Below are 19,170 nucleotides of genomic sequence, written 5' to 3'. Positions count from 1 at the left end.
AATTAAGCCTTAATTCTTGTAAGAATCAAGCACTGTGCTGTGTTGGGCGCGACGGCGATGCAGAACTTTGCTTTTTCGCACTACTTTACCATAAAAAATCTGCTTACCAAACTTTCTGGCTCCGCAATCGGATTTGTCCAACCCGCAGACCGGGACAAAAATATATCTAAAACTTACCAAAATTACCCATTTCTGATGCTAAAATCCAAAAATGAAAAAATTAACTATAACTGAAGCAGCCAAACTTAAAGGTGTGAGCGCTTCCACCTTGCGCCGGTGGGAAGCCGAAGGCAAGCTAATACCCGAACGCACCGCTAACGGTCACAGACGCTATGACCTAGCTAATCTTCTCGGATTAAAACCCAACGGTGCTTTAACCATTGCTTACGCTCGGGTTAGCAGTCACAACCAAAAAGATGATTTAGACAGACAAAAACAAGTCTTGGAATTGTTTTGTGCATCTCAGGGGTGGCAATTCCAAATCATTGAGGATGTAGGTTCTGGGGTTAATTACAGTAAGCGGGGTTTACAACATCTAATTAGGGCGATCGCAGACAATCAAGTAGAAAGGTTGGTATTAACTCACAAAGACAGACTGCTGAGATTTGGTTCAGAACTAATTTTTAATTTGTGCGAACACTTTGGGACAGAGGTAGTGATTATAAATCAAACCGAAAATACTAGCTGTGACGAGGATTTAGCTAAAGATATACTAGAAATAATCACTGTTGTCTCCGCCCGCCTTGATGGCAGCAGGAATCCCAAAAACAAGCGCGTCGTTGAAGAACTTAAAGCAATTGCCGGTAAACTCTAATCAATACATCAGTTTGCAAAGTTCGTTAGTTACAGATTCTCAACTCCCAATTACCAATTAGCGGCCCACATCTCATGCAATCGCCAACTACTCTATGTAAGGTGTTGCATAATAGCGGGATGATTTGGATTTTTTTGTCGCATGGACTCTCGTAGCGCGAAGGCGTGTATTTTCACAGCAGGCGGGACACCCCACCATAATCATCCTCAAATTGTGCAACGTCATATGTCAGCCATTAAAGGTCAACTAAAAATAAAATTATGCCCGCGTTCGCATCGAAGATTGAAACGCGAGCACAACGATAGACAGCCATAACTTAGCAGCTATTTCAGATTGTGGTTTTTCTGAATAAAGGCGTGAATTAGCTGATAAATAGCTAATCTAGGACACAAAAGCTGAATTGGTCGAGATCTTCGCCCGCTCTACAGTTTGGTAGTCTTGCCCCCAGAACCCCCACCATAACCGCCGTAGCTGCTCTCACTTCTGTTATCCAAGCTGGTTTCCTTCACAAACCCGGTGTAAGCTTCCATCCCGTGTTCGCCGATATCCAAACCTTCAGCCTCCTCTAAAGCAGAAACGCGGATACCCAGCAAAGCTTTGAGTGCCATCCAAAAAATCGTAGTCAGCAGCACCGTCATCCCGCCTACAGAGATAATGCCGACCAACTGCGCCCACAGTTGACCGAAACCTCCGCCCACAAGCAATCCGGCTGCCGGGCCTGCGGTATAAAGTCCAGTTGTAGGCCCGTCAGCAAACAAGCCCACTGCCAGAGTTCCCCAGATGCCACAGACTAAGTGAACTGAAGTTGCTCCTACAGGGTCGTCAATTTTCAAGTTGTCGAAGAAAGTTACTGCGAAAACTACCATGATACCGGCGATCGTGCCGATTATGGCAGAGTTGGGGATGTTGATCCAAGCGCAGCTCGCTGTTACCCCGACTAAGCCTGCGAGGATGCCGTTGATAATCATCGAAAGGTCGGGTTTGCCCAGGTAAAGCCAAGCAGTAATGGTTGCAGCAGCTCCCCCGAAGGCACCTGCGGTGTTGGTGGTGAGCGCAATGTGGGCGATCGCATTTGGATCGACTGCCATTGTCGAACCGGGATTGAACCCGAACCAACCCAACCACAGAATCAAACAGCCCAGGGTGGCAATGCTCATATTGTGTCCCGGCATCGCCACAGTATCGCCGTCGCGGTACTTGCCGATCCGCGGCCCCAAAAATGCCGCTCCCATCAAAGCAGCCCAACCGCCTACCGAGTGAATCACTGTCGAACCGGCAAAATCGTAGAAGCCTGCTTTTGCCAGCCAGCCGCCGCCCCAAATCCAGTGTCCGGTAATTGGGTAAGCAATTCCTACTAGCAGCAAGCTGAAAATTAAGAATTCCAGGAATTTAATTCGCTCTGCAACGGCTCCAGAAACGATCGTCGCAGCAGTCCCCGCAAAAACTAATTGGAAAAAGAATTTAGCGTTGAGGGGGACTCCCGTCCAGTTAAGCGACTCGAAAATGCCTTGATAAGCGTCTCCTGTGGCGGGGCTGTTGTCAGCTACGTTCCACAGGAAAAATCCGCCACTGCTGCCGATAAAACCGTTGCCGTTGCTGAACATTAAGGCAAAGCCGATCGCCCAAAATGCGATCGTAGAAAGCGCAAAAACAATTAAGTTTTTGGACAGCACATTAACGGCATTTTTTTGGCGACAAAAACCGGTTTCCAACATACAGAAACCCGCGTTCATAAAGAACACTAGCATCGCCGCCACCATGACCCACATGGTATCCATGCCCACCTTAAGGCTTGCTAATTGTTCCTCGGTGGTTGGCGCGGGAGCTGTTTGGGCTACCGCCGCATATCCCCACACCAAGACGATGATTGCAGCTAAAGGTATGCAGGCTTGCCAACTTGGAGTGAGGCGGGCGATCGCCCTTTGTAATTTCTTGAACCTGTTAACTTTGGTCAAAAAGTTAGCTGCTGGCAAATTTAAAGCCTCCCGCCTGACTTGTTTCGACTTTTTCTTTCCGACAGTCATTTTAATCACTTTTACCCTCTTTACGGCTAGTAAGCTCAGCAATATTCGGAAAACGTTCCAATCTTACTACAAAAGTTTATGGATTATTTGTTGAGATTGAGATAGTTATGATAGCCTAGCTCTTCTAGTTGATTTTGTTTTTTCAGTACAGATTCGGACAAATTTTTGCGGTACAGCAGGACTCGCTCTAGCAATTCTGGCTGATGAGCTGCCAGTATCTGAACTGCCAGCAAGCCCGCATTCTTAGCGTTACCGATCCCCACTGTTGCTACGGGTATCCCGGCTGGCATTTGCACGATCGAGTACAGCGAATCTACCCCTTGTAGGTGGCGGCTCGGTACGGGCACGCCAATTACTGGCAAGGGGGTTAAAGATGCTACCATACCTGGGAGGTGCGCCGCTCCCCCGGCACCTGCGATAATGACTTTCAAGCCTCGTTGGTGAGCGGTTTGGGCGTATTCCACCATGCGCTCAGGGGTGCGGTGCGCCGAAACGATGGCCACGGAGCAAGCAACACTGAATTCTTCGCAAACTGCGATCGCATCTTTCATGGTTGGCAAATCCGAATCGCTACCCATGATAATTCCAACTGTCGCTTGATTCATAAAATTTTCAGATTTTAGATTTCAGATAAGTGCTAATTTTATAATGATTGCGTTAACTCAAATTTAGATATTTTGTACCAAAACTGACCCTTAAAAGCAATTTTGCCACAAGCCCCCGTCTGAGCAGCCCTGGAGCCAGCAAAAAGCAAAAAGCTCTCCCTCCTCATCGCCAGCCACCGGATTTATCCGTAGCGAATATTAAATCTAAAATCTAAAATCTAAAATCTAAAATCTAAAATCGGATGACTGAAGCCACAACCCCAACTGCCGCCCCCACAGATATTCTCAATGTTCGCCTCCCCGGTTGCAAGGATTTGCAGATGCTTGCTATTGACGAAACGGGCATCATTCAAGAAGTTTGGCCGATGGACGCCGTATTTAAACGGATTTGTCCTCCCCATTTGCACGTGCTTGATGTAGGAGGCGATTGGCTTTCTCTAGGCGGTGTTGACTTGCAGATTAACGGCGCCCTCGGTTTTGCTTTTCCCGATTTAGAAAGCAAGCATATTGAAATTTTGCCGAAAATTTGTCAATTTTTGTGGAATCAGGGAGTAGATGCTTTTTTGCCGACTTTGGTGACAACTTCGCTGGATAAGTTTAGGCGCTCGCTCTCGACTATAGCTGATTATATCCGCACTGTACAAACCGTTGCTCCCGCAACAATTAAGCCTAAAACAGCGGAAATTATCGGTGTTCACCTCGAAGGTCCTTTTCTCAACCCCCAGAAGCGAGGAGCTCACCCAGTTGAGTTTTTGTTACCGCTAACTATAGAAAATGTCAAGCAAGTTTTAGGAGATTGTGCCGATATTGTCAAAATAATTACTTTAGCGCCGGAGTTAGACAGCACTGGCGAAGTCATTTCCTATTTGCAAAGTTTGGGAATTTTCGTCAGTCTCGGACACTCCCAAGCGACAGCAGACCAAGCACAGCAAGCATTTGAGCGGGGAGCTTCAATGGTAACTCACGCTTTTAATGCGATGCCGAGTTTGCACCACCGAGAACCGGGTTTGTTGGGAGCGGCGATTGTTTATCCGGGCGTAAAATGCGGTTTAATTGCTGACGGGAAACACGTTTCTCCGACAATGATTGATTTTTTTCTGCGCGCTGGTAGGTATGAAAAAGGCGTTTTTTTAGTGAGCGATGCTTTGGCTCCTTTGGGTTTGCCTGACGGTGTTTATCCTTGGGATTCCCGACAAATTGAAGTCAGAAAAGGTACAGCTTGGGTAAGATTAGATTACCACTCGCCCCTAGAATCTGCTACTTTGGCGGGTACAACTCTGCCGCTGTTGGCGGGAGTGCAGAATTTGGTGAAGTGGGGGATTTGCGACGCCGATAGTGCGATCGCCCTGGCAACTGAATCTCCGAGAAGGGCGATCGGAATTTCGGGAATTATTGGCAAATCCGCAACTCAATTGTTGCGCTGGAATTTAAATGCGGCGACAAAGGAATTGACTTGGCATCGACTTTTTTAGCCTGTTATACCATTTTAGATTAAAGAATTGAAAAGGTGGGAACCGGCGCACTGGTATTACCCGATAGATTTTAGATTTTAGATGTGCCGTTTTCATCGAAAATCTAAAATCGCCAATCTAAAATCTGTTGTTGCAAGTTGCACATTTTCCGAACCGGATTGCTATATAATATCTAACCGTTGGCAATAACTCAGCAGCAGGCAGATCGATGAATTTGGTAGACGACAAGACTATTGTTAGACAGTATTTTAACTCGACGGGATTCGATCGCTGGCAGCGAATTTACGGTGAGGGCAAAGTCAATAAAGTTCAGCTAGACATCCGCACCGGGCATCAGAAAACGGTGGATACAGTCATCGAATGGCTGCAAGCTGACGGCAATTTGCCCGGGCTTTGTGTCTGCGATGCCGGTTGCGGTGTAGGCTCTCTGAGCATTCCTCTGGCTGACGCTGGGGCAATTGTTTGCGCTAGCGATATCTCTGAAAAGATGGTAGCAGAAGCTTACGATCGATCGACAGCAGTTCCCGGCAAGCTCTACAACATATCCTTCGCCGCCCAAGATTTGGAAGCTTTAACCGGCAAATTCCACACAGTGATTTGTTTGGATGTGCTAATCCACTATCCTCAAAATAAGGCGGCAGAAATGATCGCTCACCTGAGTTCGATCGCCGAATCGCGACTAATTCTTAGTTTTGCACCCAAAACTTTAGCACTCACCGCCCTCAAAAAAATTGGTGAACTTTTCCCCGGTCCGAGCAAAACTACTCGGGCTTACCAGCACCGCGAAGCTGATATTATCAAAATCTTAGAAAGCAATGGTTTTGTTATTAACAGAACAGCGATGACTAGCACTAGCTTTTACTATTCTCGCTTGCTGGAAGCTGTGCGAAAATAGGTTAAAAATATCTGCAAAAAAGCTAATTTATCATCAGCCTAGGGTGCGCCCCGCGCACCTTCCATTCCCAGAGTTAGGCCAGTGAACATCTCTACTATGCGATTGCTTCGCGGAGGCTCGCAATTACAAGTAAGGCACGCACCGCGCACATTTGATATCAACAATTAGATGTTTTTCCCTCCTCCTTCTTCCTTCTTCCCAATTCAATAAATATTATGTCAACGCTAATTTTAATTCGCATTTTTATAGCAGCGGCAGCCGTATTCGGAGGTTTATCCGTTGCAGGCGGTGCCTTCGCCTCCCACGCTTTGAAAAATCAATTGAGCGATCGAGCTTTAACCATTTTTGAGACTGGCGCCCGATATCAAATGTACCATGCCCTGGCTTTATTACTCGTCGCTTTACTCTTGAGCCGCGCCCAAGAGCCTCAAACCTTTTTTGCAGTGGCTGGATGGGCTTTTATTGCGGGCACAATCATCTTTTCAGGCAGTTTGTACGCCCTGAGTTTGAGCGACATCAAATGGCTGGGTGCAATTACGCCACTGGGGGGAGTTGCTTTTATTGCCGGTTGGGGATGTTTGGCAGTCGCAGCTTTTAGTTTTAAATAGGCAATTGGTAAATTTGAGGCAATTCCCAATTCCCAATTCCCAATTCCCAATTATCTAATTTTCAAAAACATCGCTGGAAAACATCTCAGTCAGAGTACGCAAGTAAGGTACAAATACCGTTAAATCTTCAGCAGGAAGCCGCTCGCATATTTCCCAAAATAAAATCAGCAGCATATCCTGCACTAACTCCCAACTTACATGAAGTTTCGGGTACAACATCACGCAAATTGGAAACAATTCTTGCTGTACCGGGTGAATGCTACCTTCCAAAACGCACCAGCACAAATAGCTTTGAAAAATCTCGACATCCCGGATACCAGAAATTTTTATCTCGCGATCGCTCAAATACCCGCTGCTGCTGCGGTATCCTTGATGCTGGGCACTAGCTCGCTCGTACACTGCACTAGCAATCTGAGTCGTGTGCTGCAACAAATGCTGAACGGCTAATAGAGCTCTTGAATTCGGGGGCTGATCCGCCGCAGCCTCATTAATCTCTCCGTAGGGAATGTGCAGATAGTCGTCTACAACTTTTAAGTAGGGCGCAAATTCCGCTCGCTCTGAATCCGAAAGACATCCTAACAAGATTTTGCTAGTGTATTGAAACTCCATTGTCACAAATCCCAGCACTAACGGATCTGTCTCTGAGTATTTTCGCCTCACTTTGATAATATCTTTTCCCACCAGCACTGACAACCGGAAAACAGGCTCTCTATCCGCATAAGCGTCTATAGCTTTCTGATATAAGGTACGAGTGTCGGCGGAAATTTCTAAAGGATTAATTAAGCTCTTATCGATCGCGTGCCGCTCTATTTGTTTCCCTAAAAGAGCTTCTACTCTACTCCAAGCTATCTCGCTGGCTAATTTCAGGGTATCTGTCAATTTGTCAACTATTGGGGCTCTATTTCCCTCAAAATTAATTAAATCGAGGCTTGGGAGAATTTGGCGTGGCGTTTGCTTCTCTCGTGCCACTACTGTACTGTAATATTTTTTTGCCCAGCTAACTGCGAAGGAAGAAACGCTGACACCTCTAGCTTTTGGGAGTTTGTCAGTGTCCGGTCCGGTAATACCTTGGGACGCCTGACTTACGCCCTGTTGAAATTGGTCTGCTGTTGGTAAAGATTTTGAAGATATTTGTGAAATACCCGTCATAATAAACCTCGTTTTTTTATTAAGTCGCACCCGATCTATTCCCCTAATTTTTAACGTTGTTAACTACAATTTTCTGCATTTGTACGCTGACAGTCATCAGCCATTACGCTTAAAGCTATAAGCCATTTGGCTCGACTGCTTGCATCTTTTATAAGCTGCACGTTAATAACATTATTTATTGTGAGATCGATCACCATCACCCTGTGATCGCGACCCTAATCGATTTTTTTGACCTATAAAGAAGGCTGGAAATAAATTTAATTTGTCTTAAAAGCTGAGAATTAAAGTTAAGCCTGCTTAAAAAAAACTGCTGCTTGAAATACCTTATCTTTGTTTTGGAGGGCTTTGGGCGAGCGCCCTAATCTCTTTAAGAAGCTAGGCTACAGCACGATCTAGGGGTGACTTTGGTTAATTTATTTCTCTAGCTGAATTAGAAATGTATTTTTAGTCTGGGGATTGTTAGGAAACCATAACAAATTTAACGATCGGCTTTTCTAAATAAAAAATTAAATTTGAGATGAAAATCTGATTTATGTGCATTTAGTTAATAGCATTGCCAGGGCCGTTTTTTTGCGATCGGTTTTTTAGCTTCGCCGTGAAGCGAAGCTATCCCCTAGGGAATCACCCCCAATCGATCGTCGTCCATTCGATCGGCAAACGACCCTTCACAACCGAAATTAGCGACTGACTAGCCCGATAACTCCCACATTTTGCCAACTCTGAGTTTTTTGAGTCCTCTCCCGGAGGCCGAAGCCTGTCTCTAAAACGATAGGATGAGGTTGATGCGGGCCCCACGGGCGATCGATCCTCACAAACAGCACGGCCAGTACGTCTTTAAGGCTATGGCTTCGGGTAGGATTAGTAGGACGAGAGGAAGTGGATAAAATGAGCGCTAGCAGCAATTCAACAGAAATTAAGTTCGGAACCGATGGGTGGCGGGGGCTGATTGCCCATGACTTTACTTTTGCCAACGTGCGAAAAGTCACCCGGGCGATCGCCAGTTACCTAGAAACCGCTTACAGCAAAGACCGCCCAGTTCTAGTCTCCTACGATACCCGCTTTCTGGCAGACGAGTTCGCCCGCACCTCGGCGGAAGTATTGGCAGATTTGGGATGGACTGTGAAAGTAGTCGATCGAGATTGCCCCACACCAGTTATCGCCTACAGCGCCAAGCATCTCAACTCTGCAGGAGCCCTGATGTTCACGGCTTCGCACAATCCCGCACCTTACTGCGGCATCAAATACATCCCCGACTACGCGGGCCCGGCAACCCCGGAAATTACTGATACAATTGTGGCAAATATTGCTGGTGCTTCTGATGCCCCAGCCAAAGGCAGCCACAACGATAAAATCTCCAGTTTTGACCCGAAACCCGAATATCTGAAGTTTCTTTATACTTTGATCGATGTGGAGCGGATTCGCTCTGCTAAGTTGAAGGTGAAGTACGACGCTCTCTACTCGACTTCTCGCGGCTATCTCGACGGCGTTTTGGAACACTGCGGCTGCGATGTCGAAAGTTTTCACACCTACCGCGACGTGCTGTTTGGTGGCGGAATGCCGGAACCCAAGGGGGAACAGTTAGTTGAGTTGGTGGAAGCTGTTAAGAAGGATTCGGCGGATTTGGGTTTAGCTACCGATGGCGACAGCGATCGCTTTGGTATTGTTGACGAGTTGGGAAATGTCTTGACTCCAAATACTGTACTGTTGCTGCTGGCGCGTCACTTGGTTAAGAATAAAGGATTGACTGGGGCGATCGTCCGTACAGTCGCAACTACCCACTTGCTGGACAATTTGGCCGCCAAGTACGGTTTAACAATCTACGAAACCGCAGTGGGTTTTAAATACATCGGCGAAAAAATGCGGGAAACTGCGGTGCTCATCGGTGGCGAAGAATCTGGCGGTTTGAGTGTTTTGGGTCACATTCCCGAAAAAGACGGGATTTTGGCTGATATGCTAGTTGCTGAGGCGATCGCCTATGAAGGCAAACCGCTTTCTCAGCTAGTCGAAGAAGCCATTAAAGAAGCCGACGGCCCCCTGTACAACAAACGTTTGGACTTGCACCTAGAAGAAGCCCACAAAGCAGCCGTTTTGGAATCTTTTACCAAGAATCCCCCCACAGAAGTAGCAGGTATCGGCGTTAAGGAAATCGGCCGCAAAGACGGAATTAAACTTTATCTTGAAGACGGTGGCTGGGTACTGCTGCGGCCTTCGGGAACCGAACCCTTGATGCGCGTTTATATGGAAACCAATTCTGTGGAAAAAGAAAGCCAAGTTGCTCAACACATGGAAAAGGTAATTTCCCAGTTAGAACCTGTTTAAATTTCTACCTATTGCAACGGGGGTTTTTCCCCTAGCGCTTGGGATTGTGAGGTGCGCTTGGCGCACCTTACGTATTTTTCATAACTCTGGCAACGCCTCTGAACATTAATCATCGATACTGTGGGGCCAGTTATATATTTGCAATACACTGGGATTTGTTTAAGTTTGGGAAGTGTAAATTTATTTAGGTTTGTTTAATTTTTAATTAATTTAAAAAAATTCTCTATTTTTTCCGTCTCTACTTGACTTTTCCCCTAATCTTATTGTATATATATTATATAATGGGGTGTTTGCAAAAATAAAAATTTTACATATATTTCAATTATAAAACAAGTATACAAGTTGAATTATTAGCCTGTCAACCCGTTTATGAAAACAATTCCTCTGCTCGTCATTAGTTTTTTAGTAGCAATTTTAATAAGCGCGATCGGCATTATCTCAGTGCAAAACGCCGCCCCAGTATCCTTAAACTTTATCTTTTTTCAATCGATACAAATGCCCGTAGGAGTAGTATTGGCAATGAGCCTGAGTGCAGGACTTATCGGAGGTGCGCTACTGCAACCGCTGTGGAACCTTTCAGATTCCCAAAACTCGCGTCCTAAATTTCAGGCAAATCCAGAAGAATCCGACACCGTACAATATTAAATAGATTTGATCCCTTACAGGGAATATACCTGACCGTCAATCAACAGCCGAGTAATTCCCTTAGCTCGCAAATAAGGCGCTGCTTTTTGCAGCATACTGCTATCAGGAATCTTGAAGACCCTTTGATTGCGAGTAGCAAATCGGCGGGCCACTCGGTGATTGTCAAACACTGCCAGGGTTTTCTCGCGAATTTCCGCCACCGGAATTTGACCCAGTTCGCCAAAAGCTTTTAGAGGTCTGGTGATTAACTCCGCTGCCCGATCGACCACCAAATAACAAATTTTGGGCAGAGATGCTTCGCTTAAAGGCAAAACTTGAATTAGTCCTGTACCCCGAAGCTCGATCAACTCGCCCGAGGATAGTGAACCCAGGAGACTGTCTTCAAAAAGAGAGTCTTCATCCTCTACATCTTCGTCGAAGTCGTCATCTAAATCGTCTTCATCCTCCGCATCCTCCTCCTCATCCTCGTCGTCGTCCTCGAAATCGCTAAAGTCTTCACCTGCCAGCAGCCCTTCTGCTGGCAGCATTGCCTTTAGTTCACCAGTCACAACAGCGCGGTGGCTTCGATCGGCAAGATTGGCTGCTGGGGCATCTGGCACATCAGAAACCTCCAATTCTGCAACTGGTTCAGGGACTGATTCAGAACGCTTTCGGATCGTCGGTCTCGAATTTGAGGCTGACGGCAGGACAGGGACTGACTCCGACAGGGGGACAGCTACAGGATCGATTTCGCCATCTGGCGACGACTCAGTAGTCGCCTCTGTCGGTTCAGAAACACTTGTGCGATCGGACAAACGCTTTTGTTTTTGCTGGACTAGAAATTCGTATTCCGGCTCCGACAAAGCACCCTGAAGGATGCGCCTTACAGTCGAACTGCTCACTCCGTAGCGCTTTGCCAGAGTGATAGTATTCTCGTTGGACTGTCGGTACAGCCTGATGAGTTCGCGTTTGTCTGAATCGGAGAGTTTTGTAGGCGTCATGCCAAGTTTTCCAGCAAAAAGACGTGAAAAGACGCAGGCTAGCAGTCAGCGAACTGTGATTTTTGATTTTCGATTTCAAGCTCAGAGATGCCGACAAGGGCAAAAAAGCTTTCGCGTCCCCATCGCTTGCCGAAGCAACCCCAATCTCAAATCGCTACGCTGTGCGACGACTGCGCCTGCTCTGACGAGAGCGGGTTGAGATGTCATGTTCCAAGATAGCTCCAATCCCAAACAGGATGGCGCTGAAAACAAAAAAGACTTCCAGCAAGCTGCCACTTTGATAACTACCCTCAGCCTGAGTATCGCGCCATTTAAAGTACATATCTGCGATGTAAAGCGAAAAAGTTGCAGCCGCAATCATTCTCCAAGATTGGGAAAAACGTCCTCCCCAAAACGCCAGCAGCAATGCAGTAGCAATAATCAGCAGAAAAACGTCCCCGACGATGTAAAACAAATTGATTGCATTTTTGTGAGGCGCCAGTTGCTTGTCTAGTGCCATCACCCATGCGGGAGCTTTGATTTCTGCTTCTTCTTCTTCTTCGGGTGCTGATGCAGGATCAGTCGCTGTTGCTCCTTTTGCCTGCAACTTAGACGAATTTTCCAAAGCAGGCGCTCTTCCTGTTGCAGTGGTTGCTGGTTCAGATTCTGTCACTACTTCTTGAGTGGCTGCCGGAGCCATTCCTAGCTGGGCCCTCCAAGAGTCAGGTGCAGCAACCCAGATAGCTACAGCAATGCCGAAGGCTGCAATTCCCGCTAACAAACCCCACTGCCAAATTTCTAGATTCAGTCGCTTGGAAGTCACAGCTACAACCATGCCCCCGATCAGGACCACATAGCTGCCCAGATAAAACGCATCTGCAGGAGACACGTCCGGGTCTAACTCGAAATACAGTTCCCAAATCCCAAAAAGCACGCCTGCTATGAAATAGAACAGCATCCCCAGACCTATGCCCAGCCAGACGTTGCGCCCGCTGACCATGTGCGGGCTTTGCCAGTTTCTAAAACAGACTAAAGCCGCTCCCAAGTATGCTCCGCATTCAAAAATATAAGTGCCGATCGAGTACCAAAGAGGTAAACCTTCTTCTGCTGAAAGGGGGACGCTGAACAGCAAAAAGAACAGCAGCGCCATGACAGCCCAGACAATGCCCGCAATCACTAGGGTCTGAGCTGACAGTAAAGATGAAGATGTAGATGACTTTTCTGAAGTGCTACTCATAGGGATTCCACGAGACCTAACTAGCGGTTGAACGCACCCCATCTCAATCTTTGATTCTAGATGAGGATGCTTTCGCCAAAAAACCTTAAAAAAACCTTGCTCTGACGCTTCCGGAATAACTGGCGTCCTCAGTGTGTCGTGGGGACTTTTGCCCTCGTACACTCTAGAAAGACTAAGCAAGAATAATATCTATTTACTAATTCAAGGAATCAGTAGTTAGTCGATCTTGTACCCGGAAATATAATGATAGAAATACGGTATATGTCTCCACCCTTAAGGCTTTTACAGTACCCAATCTATCTCGGAAATTCTACCCTCAAATGTTGAGGTATCTGTTTTTTTTGCTTTCACACTTCCCCACTTATATCAATGATTGTGGGTGGGGACTGCGATCTAAACTTAGTTAAATTGCCAGACCATAGGTGGCATCCAAACCGAATCAACAATTTGGTTGGTCAATACAAGTTGGCAATCCAACCTGTATATCGCGTACCCCCTACAGTGCAATTATCTAAGCTAAATTATCTCAGTCCAATTGTCTGAGCAATTGTCAAAGATTTTCTATCCTGCGATCCACAATTTGTTGAGGGCGGATTGTTTCAGCCAATCTAGAAACTGAGTCCGATCCGGGCCGGGCATATCTTGCAGCACATCGCTGACTCCCTCAGCGAAGTCCGTATTGCCAAAATACGATTTCCCCAAACGGTGGAGTTCTTGCAATAAGGTTTTGAGATGCTGATCTTGCCAAGGAGGCACCTTGTGAGTTTGCAAGGGACTAACGGTTAGCCAGTTTTTGATCGCATCAGGGGAGTCTGCCTGGGGGAAGTTTCCCTGCTGAAATACCTTGGCGATATCTTTCTGAAACGATGTGGCTTGCCTTGCGCCTAAGAGGTCTTCTACATCGAAGTAAACAGCTTGAAGGAGCAGCAGACAACCCTGCGCGAACAGTGGTGCTTTGGCTGCTTCATTCCCTGCCGGTTCTTCACCGGCAAGCTGATCTAAACGGACTTTTCCCCAGACGCTATATCTATCCGGCTCTTCTAGCAGAACACAGGCTTTGCCTCGGTTGTCGGTTAAGTCCCGCCACAAGGCTCTGGCGTCTTCTGCTTGCTTGCCGTTGAAGGCGCTGATCAGGCGAAAAGTCTGCCCCTGATAATTGAGAATGGGAATTTGTTGATCCCGTTTTGGGTGTTGAAAATTTGTTATTTCAACATCCTGCCGTTTCAGAATAAACATGACACTGCGATTTGACTCCTGTCATGGCCGAGGTGCTGTGCTTTTGACACTCCCCATGCCTAAAGGCAAAGGGATTCTTGATTCAGCGAGTCCACTTAAATTAGCAGGATTGCTCCCGATCACCTAGAGATGGTTCTCTCCTCAAGCGTTCCGATACTTTTTTGCTAACAAATGCTAACAAATATCTGAGCTGAGATAGTCTCTCAGCCTGGGCGTATAAATCAATGCACGAAGGAAAATCCCCCGCGCACAATTTACGACTGCTGTACTGGCAACGCTTGATTTTCGCGCTCGTGCCGAGCGGGCGATTGACTGTTTTGCTTTGATGCCGTAGAGGAAGCTTATATAGAGGCTCCTTAGCATCAGGGATTTTCACCTGAGTCTTTCAATCCTAGTTCTACCACATTTTTATCAAATATCAAGTCGAGCAGAATGTTAGCAAACATAACTAAACATCAGCTAATTAGTCATTCTGTCTCAACTCATACCTAAAATCAGGGAACGAGCTCTGGTTTTTAGGTAATGCGGTCAGCGTTTTAGGCTTTGGCACTAGGGGATGTTAACATAACCCATAGAAATCTGGGAAAAAGCACCTGTGACTCTTGTGGTGTCTGAGTTCCGTCTTAATTGGGAGAGATATTCGATCGACCAAATAGTTGGGTTTCACCTCGACCTCTAAATACTTTACCCGAGTTCACGTCCTACCTAGTTTTGATTGTAAATTTACAATTGTGCTGTTTGCAGGTGAGTCCCTCCAGCTTTTGTCAGATAGAGTCTTGGAGGCACAGACACTCTCATAACCTTGGTTTTTTTTCCCGAACCATCGCGCTGCACGCCATATTTTTGTACATCAAAGCGTTTTCTGCGTAAGTCATCACATAATTTACTTGCTCGATCGCACACTGCACCGATACAATAATCTTGTTAGCGATTTTTGAGTTGGGTGCGTAACTCAGTTGGATAGAGTAGCTGCCTTCTAAGCAGCGAGTCGCAGGTTCAAGTCCTGCCGTACCCGTTAAACAAATTTAATGATATCAAGGGTTTCAGCACTTTTCTACCGCCAAGGAAACATAGGCTGAGATCTTATTTGCTTGGGATTGGTTTCCGATGCCCGAATCCGAAACAAATCCTTACAAAAGCCCCGCCTGCCAAACTGGGCGAATCTGCCTGCTTCTGGGCGATCGACACTGCTACCATTCTGAGTAGATGTTTGCCCCAGCCGATGTGATATCATAAAAAGTCTATTGTGTCAATAGCATAGATCCTGCGATGTTCCAACAGCACCAGCAGCAGGTTGTGGGCCGAGTAGCCCTCAGGGGTTATCCTTAGTAATCAGGCTAGTTTCCGATAGGTTTGGATATGTTCCCAACAACTCTATTTCATATTCCCCAAAATTTAATGCTATTACTCGACCGCAGCGCGATCGACCGATTAAAGCCCCTATTGGCGCAAGCAACCGGAATGCCTATAGTTGCATCGGAAAATACGGCAACAATTGCGCTCGTATTGGTTGCTATGGGAATTCTGGGTTGGGGATTTTATCGCGCCAGACCTTTTGGCAAACTGGGAATTTTGGCTTGGTTGCAGTCTGTTGCGCTGATGAGTCCCTGGCTGCTGTTCTTTGGTTTGTTCGCCGCCGGAATTTACCTCAATCTAGTGGCGGTATTGTTGCTGCTAGTGGCATCGACGGGATTGTACATTTATCTGGGTCGGCAATTGCGTAAGGCTGCATCCGATACAGTGCTGCCGCGGCCGGATGCTGGTGAGGTAAAGTCCCAAAGCGATGCTTTCTCGGCCCCTGACTCGCAGCCGACACCTGCCAAAGAAACCATTAAGATCGTCACCTCGTCGCCTGCGAATAATGAATCAGAAATAATTCCCGTTCCAGTTGAAGACCTCAAAACAATTAAAGGCATCTTTGGCATTGATACTTTCTTTGCCACAGAAACGATTCCCTATCAAGATGGGGTAATCTTGAAAGGCAATCTCCGGGGAGACCCAGAACAAGTACACTCACGTTTGACGGCAAGTTTGGAAGAAAGATTAAACGATCGCTACCGTCTATTTTTAGTAGAAAATCAGGACGACAAGCCCGTAGTTATTATCTTGCCCAGCACCAACGACCCGCAGGCAACTACCGTATCTCAAAAAATTCTAGCAGTCGTGCTGCTGCTGGCAACAATTGCTACTAGCTTAGAGACAGGCGGTTTGCTGCTAGGTTTCGATTTCTTTAACTCGCCGGCTAGATATCTAGAAGTTCTGCCAATTGCAGCCGGAATTTGGGCGGTTTTAGGCGCTGGGGAAATTGCTCGCCGAGTCCTGGCAAATCGGTACAAGGTTGGCTTGAGTTGGCCGTTTTTTATACCAACTTTGCAGATAGGTTGTTTTGGAGCGCTCGACCGTTTTGAGTCGCTGCTGCCCAACCGTAAAGTTTTGTTTGACATCGCTTTTGCCGGGTCAGCGGCTGGGGGAATAGTTTCTCTGCTAATGCTGGTAACGGGTTTGCTGCTGTCTCACCCCGGCAGTTTGTTTCAAATTCCCGCAGAATTTTTCAAGGGCTCGGTTTTGGTGGGATCTTTGGCAAAAGTGGTTTTGGGTTCGGCGTTGCAGCAGCAGATTGTTGACGTTCACCCGCTGGTAGTTATCGGTTGGTTGGGCTTGGTAATAACGGCGATTAATTTGATGCCGGCGGGACAGTTGGACGGAGGTAGAATCGTGCAAGCCATCTACGGTCGGAAAATAGCCAGTCGCACTACTTTGGCGACTTTTGTGGTGCTGGCCATCGTTTCTTTAGTTAATCCTTTGGCTCTGTATTGGGCGATCGTGATTCTGATTTTACAGCGGAATTTGGAGCGGCCGAGCCTCAACGAGCTGACTGAGCCTGACGACGCTCGCGCGGCTTTGGGTTTGCTAGCTTTGTTCTTGATGATTGCTGCCCTGTTGCCTTTGACTCCGGCTTTGGCTGGCCGTCTGGGAATCGGGAACTAGCAGTAGTCGGGCATCTTTGGTAATAGGCTCTTGGGTTGCGGTAAATTAGTGGAATATAGGAATTGAGCGATCAAACTGGGAAATGAAGGGCGATCGGGTTCCTAACTACTAATTTCCAATTAAGACCCCCGCCCAAGGCAATTTATCTACTACCAAAAGTTGATTTATTTATAACCCAAAATTTGTTTAAACTTGATCGATTAAGTTTAAATAACTTATCTGAGCCTATAGGATAAAGTCATGGCTAATCAACTTCCTCCTGTATTGGTAACTTTTGATGCAGATGTTTTAATGACTGGCAGAACCCAAGTGTGGCAAGAATATTCCAAGGTGGGAACTTGCTATATCCCGGAAGTAGTGTACGACGAAATAGATCGTCTGACAGGGCAAGCGGTGGAAAAAGCTCAAGAGCAAGTAGCTAGAGAGTTTATGCGATTTTTTGCCGACAGTGGCTGGATTGCAACTGACGCTCAGGAAACACACCGAGCTCTCGAACCTTCGATCAAAAATCAAAGCAAGCCAGCAATGCTCGTGGTGGCTACGGCTCAGTGCGTTTACGGTTTGGCTCAGGAACACCCGGAGGCATTGGTGATTTTTGTGTCCAATAGCCAGCCTCTGCTGAAGCGGCTGGCTTCTGTAGGCGCTACGAATCTCTGCGGGATTACCGGGGCGATGCTGTTAAATTGGGCGAGGAAAGGGGAACGCCCGCCGGCGGCGACTCAGCAATTGCAAAGTTTGATGCGTACCCTCGCCGAACGCAAATCGACTCAGCGCCCTAATAGCAGAATTCAGGATGCTGCTGTTGGCCAAACGGGGGCTTCTGCTAGCAAGTTAACGGGAACCCGTGGCGCTTCTGAGCTAAAATCGCCCAGCAGTTTTACTAAAACTAATAAAACGGGTTTGACTGAGAAGCGCAGTGCGAGTTCGCGCCCCAAAACGCCGCGGCGCAGTCGCGAGGAGTCGAGAGATTACGAGCCGGCTGTATATCGCATTAAACATATTACACCTCCGAAAAAAAGGAACAGCGGTTTTCTGTCTACTGTGTTCAATTTTTTGGGAGCGTTATTTTTCTTGACGGTAGCGGTAGGTATTTTGTGGCGAGTGTTCGATGTTAGGGGTTTTAGAAAGACTTTTGTGCCGGCTCTACCACAGCCTGTGCAACAATTTGTTAAGTCGATCGACCCTAAATAATCTGGTTTTCTGAAACTTTCACCTTCAGATACGGCTGACTTGTGATTTCGGTCCTCGTTAATCTTGCACCTGGGGAAACGGGAATAGCACGCTTGGTTCACATAATCGGTTCGCTCCCCTAAATATAGCGGTAAGGTTCTTGTGGCGTACGCTACGGTTAGAATTTCTGACATTAGTCCGCTGGGAATTTTCAAGGGCTACTATCACAACACAAGATGAACGCTTAACTTTAGTGCTCTAAAAATCCATCGCCATGCTGAACGGGAACGAAATAATTAGTGGATTAGCACTGGCTTTTGCGAGTTTTGCTTATGCTTTAGTATTTTTTGTTCTTCTTCCCTTTAGACAGTACGATTATGCAGCACCACTTGGGGCAATAGCAATGGCAATCGTCCTTACTATTGCAATGAATTGGCTACTATCTGCATCGTTGCTAACTGGCTGGAGTTGGGTGGCTGCATTATTTGGTTTTCAGATAGCCCTCATGTTTTTTGGTAGCGTGTTTCTGGAAGATGGGCTGTACCTGCCAAATTTGTTGTTTTTTGGAACTATGATCGTAGGATATACGAGCGTTTATACCAGTTTTTCACAACAAAAAACACTGGTAATTATGGGTTTATGTACAGCGTTTTTCCTAGTTTCAATGTACTTATTTTGGATTGGTGGCTATTTGATCAAAGGCAAAAATCCGTTTCAGGGTTCTTCTACCCAGATGCTGCCGCTGTTGAATCAAAGGGTAGAAATTATCACCGACAATCCCAAACATTTGTATTTGAATGGCAAAACTGGCGAGCTCACGCATATTGACCGTTATGAGGTGACAGTGAAACTAGATTCTGGAGCAGACGAGAGATTGATGTGGCCCTATGTCAATGTTTGGTGGCAGGATATTAAGGCTGCTAGCGAACAGAAATCGCAGTAATTTATATCGTTTCCGCTGGGATCGGAATAATAAAATCGAGTTAACGCTTAACACTCAACCATCCAGTTTTTCGACCCAGAGTCAACAGTCAACAATCATGATGAGT

The 19,170-nt window shown here is 46.6% G+C and carries 15 protein-coding genes and 1 tRNA gene; 10 read left to right on the top strand and 6 right to left on the bottom strand.

Translation table 11 applies throughout. The annotated features are described in order from the left end of the window. Positions 1 to 211 precede the first annotated feature (211 nt). The gene (locus tag QUA42_RS03175) at positions 212 to 814 is read left to right on the top strand and encodes an IS607 family transposase (protein WP_333135055.1); all 603 of its coding nucleotides are present in this window, start codon (positions 212 to 214) and stop codon (positions 812 to 814) included. A 422-nt stretch (positions 815 to 1,236) separates the two neighbouring features. Here QUA42_RS03175 and QUA42_RS03170 read toward each other — a convergent pair whose 3' ends face one another. After that, entirely contained in the window at positions 1,237 to 2,838 is a 1,602-nt protein-coding gene (locus tag QUA42_RS03170) for an ammonium transporter (protein WP_333135053.1), read from the bottom strand. Positions 2,839 to 2,921: 83 nt separating this feature from the next. Next, positions 2,922 to 3,443 (bottom strand): 5-(carboxyamino)imidazole ribonucleotide mutase, encoded by a 522-nt coding sequence (gene purE / locus QUA42_RS03165; protein WP_333135051.1) that lies wholly within the window; start codon positions 3,441 to 3,443, stop codon positions 2,922 to 2,924. A 242-nt stretch (positions 3,444 to 3,685) separates the two neighbouring features. Between purE and nagA the strand changes: the two genes are divergently transcribed. From nagA to QUA42_RS03150, 3 genes are all read left to right on the top strand, one after another. Beyond that, positions 3,686 to 4,915, top strand: coding sequence for an N-acetylglucosamine-6-phosphate deacetylase (gene nagA, locus QUA42_RS03160; RefSeq protein ID WP_333135049.1), 1,230 nt, complete (start codon positions 3,686 to 3,688; stop codon positions 4,913 to 4,915). A 208-nt stretch (positions 4,916 to 5,123) separates the two neighbouring features. Further along, on the top strand, positions 5,124 to 5,810 hold the full coding sequence (gene bchM, locus QUA42_RS03155; protein ID WP_333060764.1) for a magnesium protoporphyrin IX methyltransferase: 687 nt from the start codon (positions 5,124 to 5,126) through the stop codon (positions 5,808 to 5,810). Between the two features lie 215 nt (positions 5,811 to 6,025). Further along, the gene (locus QUA42_RS03150) at positions 6,026 to 6,418 is read left to right on the top strand and encodes a DUF423 domain-containing protein (protein ID WP_333135047.1); all 393 of its coding nucleotides are present in this window, start codon (positions 6,026 to 6,028) and stop codon (positions 6,416 to 6,418) included. A gap of 54 nt (positions 6,419 to 6,472) precedes the next feature. On the opposite strand, the gene QUA42_RS03145 is transcribed toward QUA42_RS03150, so the two are convergent. Next, positions 6,473 to 7,567 carry a hypothetical protein gene (locus QUA42_RS03145; protein WP_333135045.1) on the bottom strand — a complete coding sequence of 365 codons (1,095 nt, stop codon included), beginning with the start codon at positions 7,565 to 7,567 and terminating at the stop codon, positions 6,473 to 6,475. Between the two features lie 885 nt (positions 7,568 to 8,452). Between QUA42_RS03145 and QUA42_RS03140 the strand changes: the two genes are divergently transcribed. Together QUA42_RS03140 and QUA42_RS03135 are read left to right on the top strand one after the other, a co-directional pair. Next, the gene (locus QUA42_RS03140; protein WP_333135043.1) at positions 8,453 to 9,886 is read left to right on the top strand and encodes a phosphoglucomutase/phosphomannomutase family protein; all 1,434 of its coding nucleotides are present in this window, start codon (positions 8,453 to 8,455) and stop codon (positions 9,884 to 9,886) included. A gap of 369 nt (positions 9,887 to 10,255) precedes the next feature. Next, on the top strand, positions 10,256 to 10,531 hold the full coding sequence (locus QUA42_RS03135; RefSeq protein ID WP_333135041.1) for a LapA family protein: 276 nt from the start codon (positions 10,256 to 10,258) through the stop codon (positions 10,529 to 10,531). A gap of 14 nt (positions 10,532 to 10,545) precedes the next feature. On the opposite strand, the gene QUA42_RS03130 is transcribed toward QUA42_RS03135, so the two are convergent. The 3 genes from QUA42_RS03130 to QUA42_RS03120 form a co-directional block, all read right to left on the bottom strand. Further along, positions 10,546 to 11,511 (bottom strand): hypothetical protein, encoded by a 966-nt coding sequence (locus QUA42_RS03130; RefSeq protein ID WP_333135039.1) that lies wholly within the window; start codon positions 11,509 to 11,511, stop codon positions 10,546 to 10,548. A gap of 154 nt (positions 11,512 to 11,665) precedes the next feature. Further along, on the bottom strand, positions 11,666 to 12,727 hold the full coding sequence (locus QUA42_RS03125; RefSeq protein WP_333135037.1) for a hypothetical protein: 1,062 nt from the start codon (positions 12,725 to 12,727) through the stop codon (positions 11,666 to 11,668). Positions 12,728 to 13,288: 561 nt separating this feature from the next. Beyond that, the gene (locus tag QUA42_RS03120) at positions 13,289 to 13,963 is read right to left on the bottom strand and encodes an Npun_F0813 family protein (protein WP_333135035.1); all 675 of its coding nucleotides are present in this window, start codon (positions 13,961 to 13,963) and stop codon (positions 13,289 to 13,291) included. Positions 13,964 to 14,904: 941 nt separating this feature from the next. Between QUA42_RS03120 and QUA42_RS03115 the strand changes: the two genes are divergently transcribed. The 4 genes from QUA42_RS03115 (at position 14,905) to QUA42_RS03100 (ending at position 19,064) form a co-directional block, all read left to right on the top strand. Continuing rightward, positions 14,905 to 14,978, top strand: a tRNA-Arg gene (locus QUA42_RS03115). 446 nt (positions 14,979 to 15,424) lie between these two features. Then, positions 15,425 to 16,951 carry a site-2 protease family protein gene (locus QUA42_RS03110; protein ID WP_445301284.1) on the top strand — a complete coding sequence of 509 codons (1,527 nt, stop codon included), beginning with the start codon at positions 15,425 to 15,427 and terminating at the stop codon, positions 16,949 to 16,951. Positions 16,952 to 17,191: 240 nt separating this feature from the next. Then, on the top strand, positions 17,192 to 18,142 hold the full coding sequence (locus tag QUA42_RS03105) for a hypothetical protein (RefSeq protein WP_333135031.1): 951 nt from the start codon (positions 17,192 to 17,194) through the stop codon (positions 18,140 to 18,142). A 253-nt stretch (positions 18,143 to 18,395) separates the two neighbouring features. Continuing rightward, complete coding sequence (locus tag QUA42_RS03100; RefSeq protein WP_333135029.1) at positions 18,396 to 19,064, top strand: hypothetical protein; 669 nt, start codon at positions 18,396 to 18,398, stop codon at positions 19,062 to 19,064. Positions 19,065 to 19,170 lie beyond the last annotated feature (106 nt).

The organism is Microcoleus sp. Pol11C2, from assembly GCF_036701505.1.
Lineage (GTDB): Bacteria > Cyanobacteriota > Cyanobacteriia > Cyanobacteriales > Microcoleaceae > Microcoleus.
Note: the sequence above shows the minus strand (reverse complement) of the source record. Positions and strands in the feature narration are given on the sequence as shown.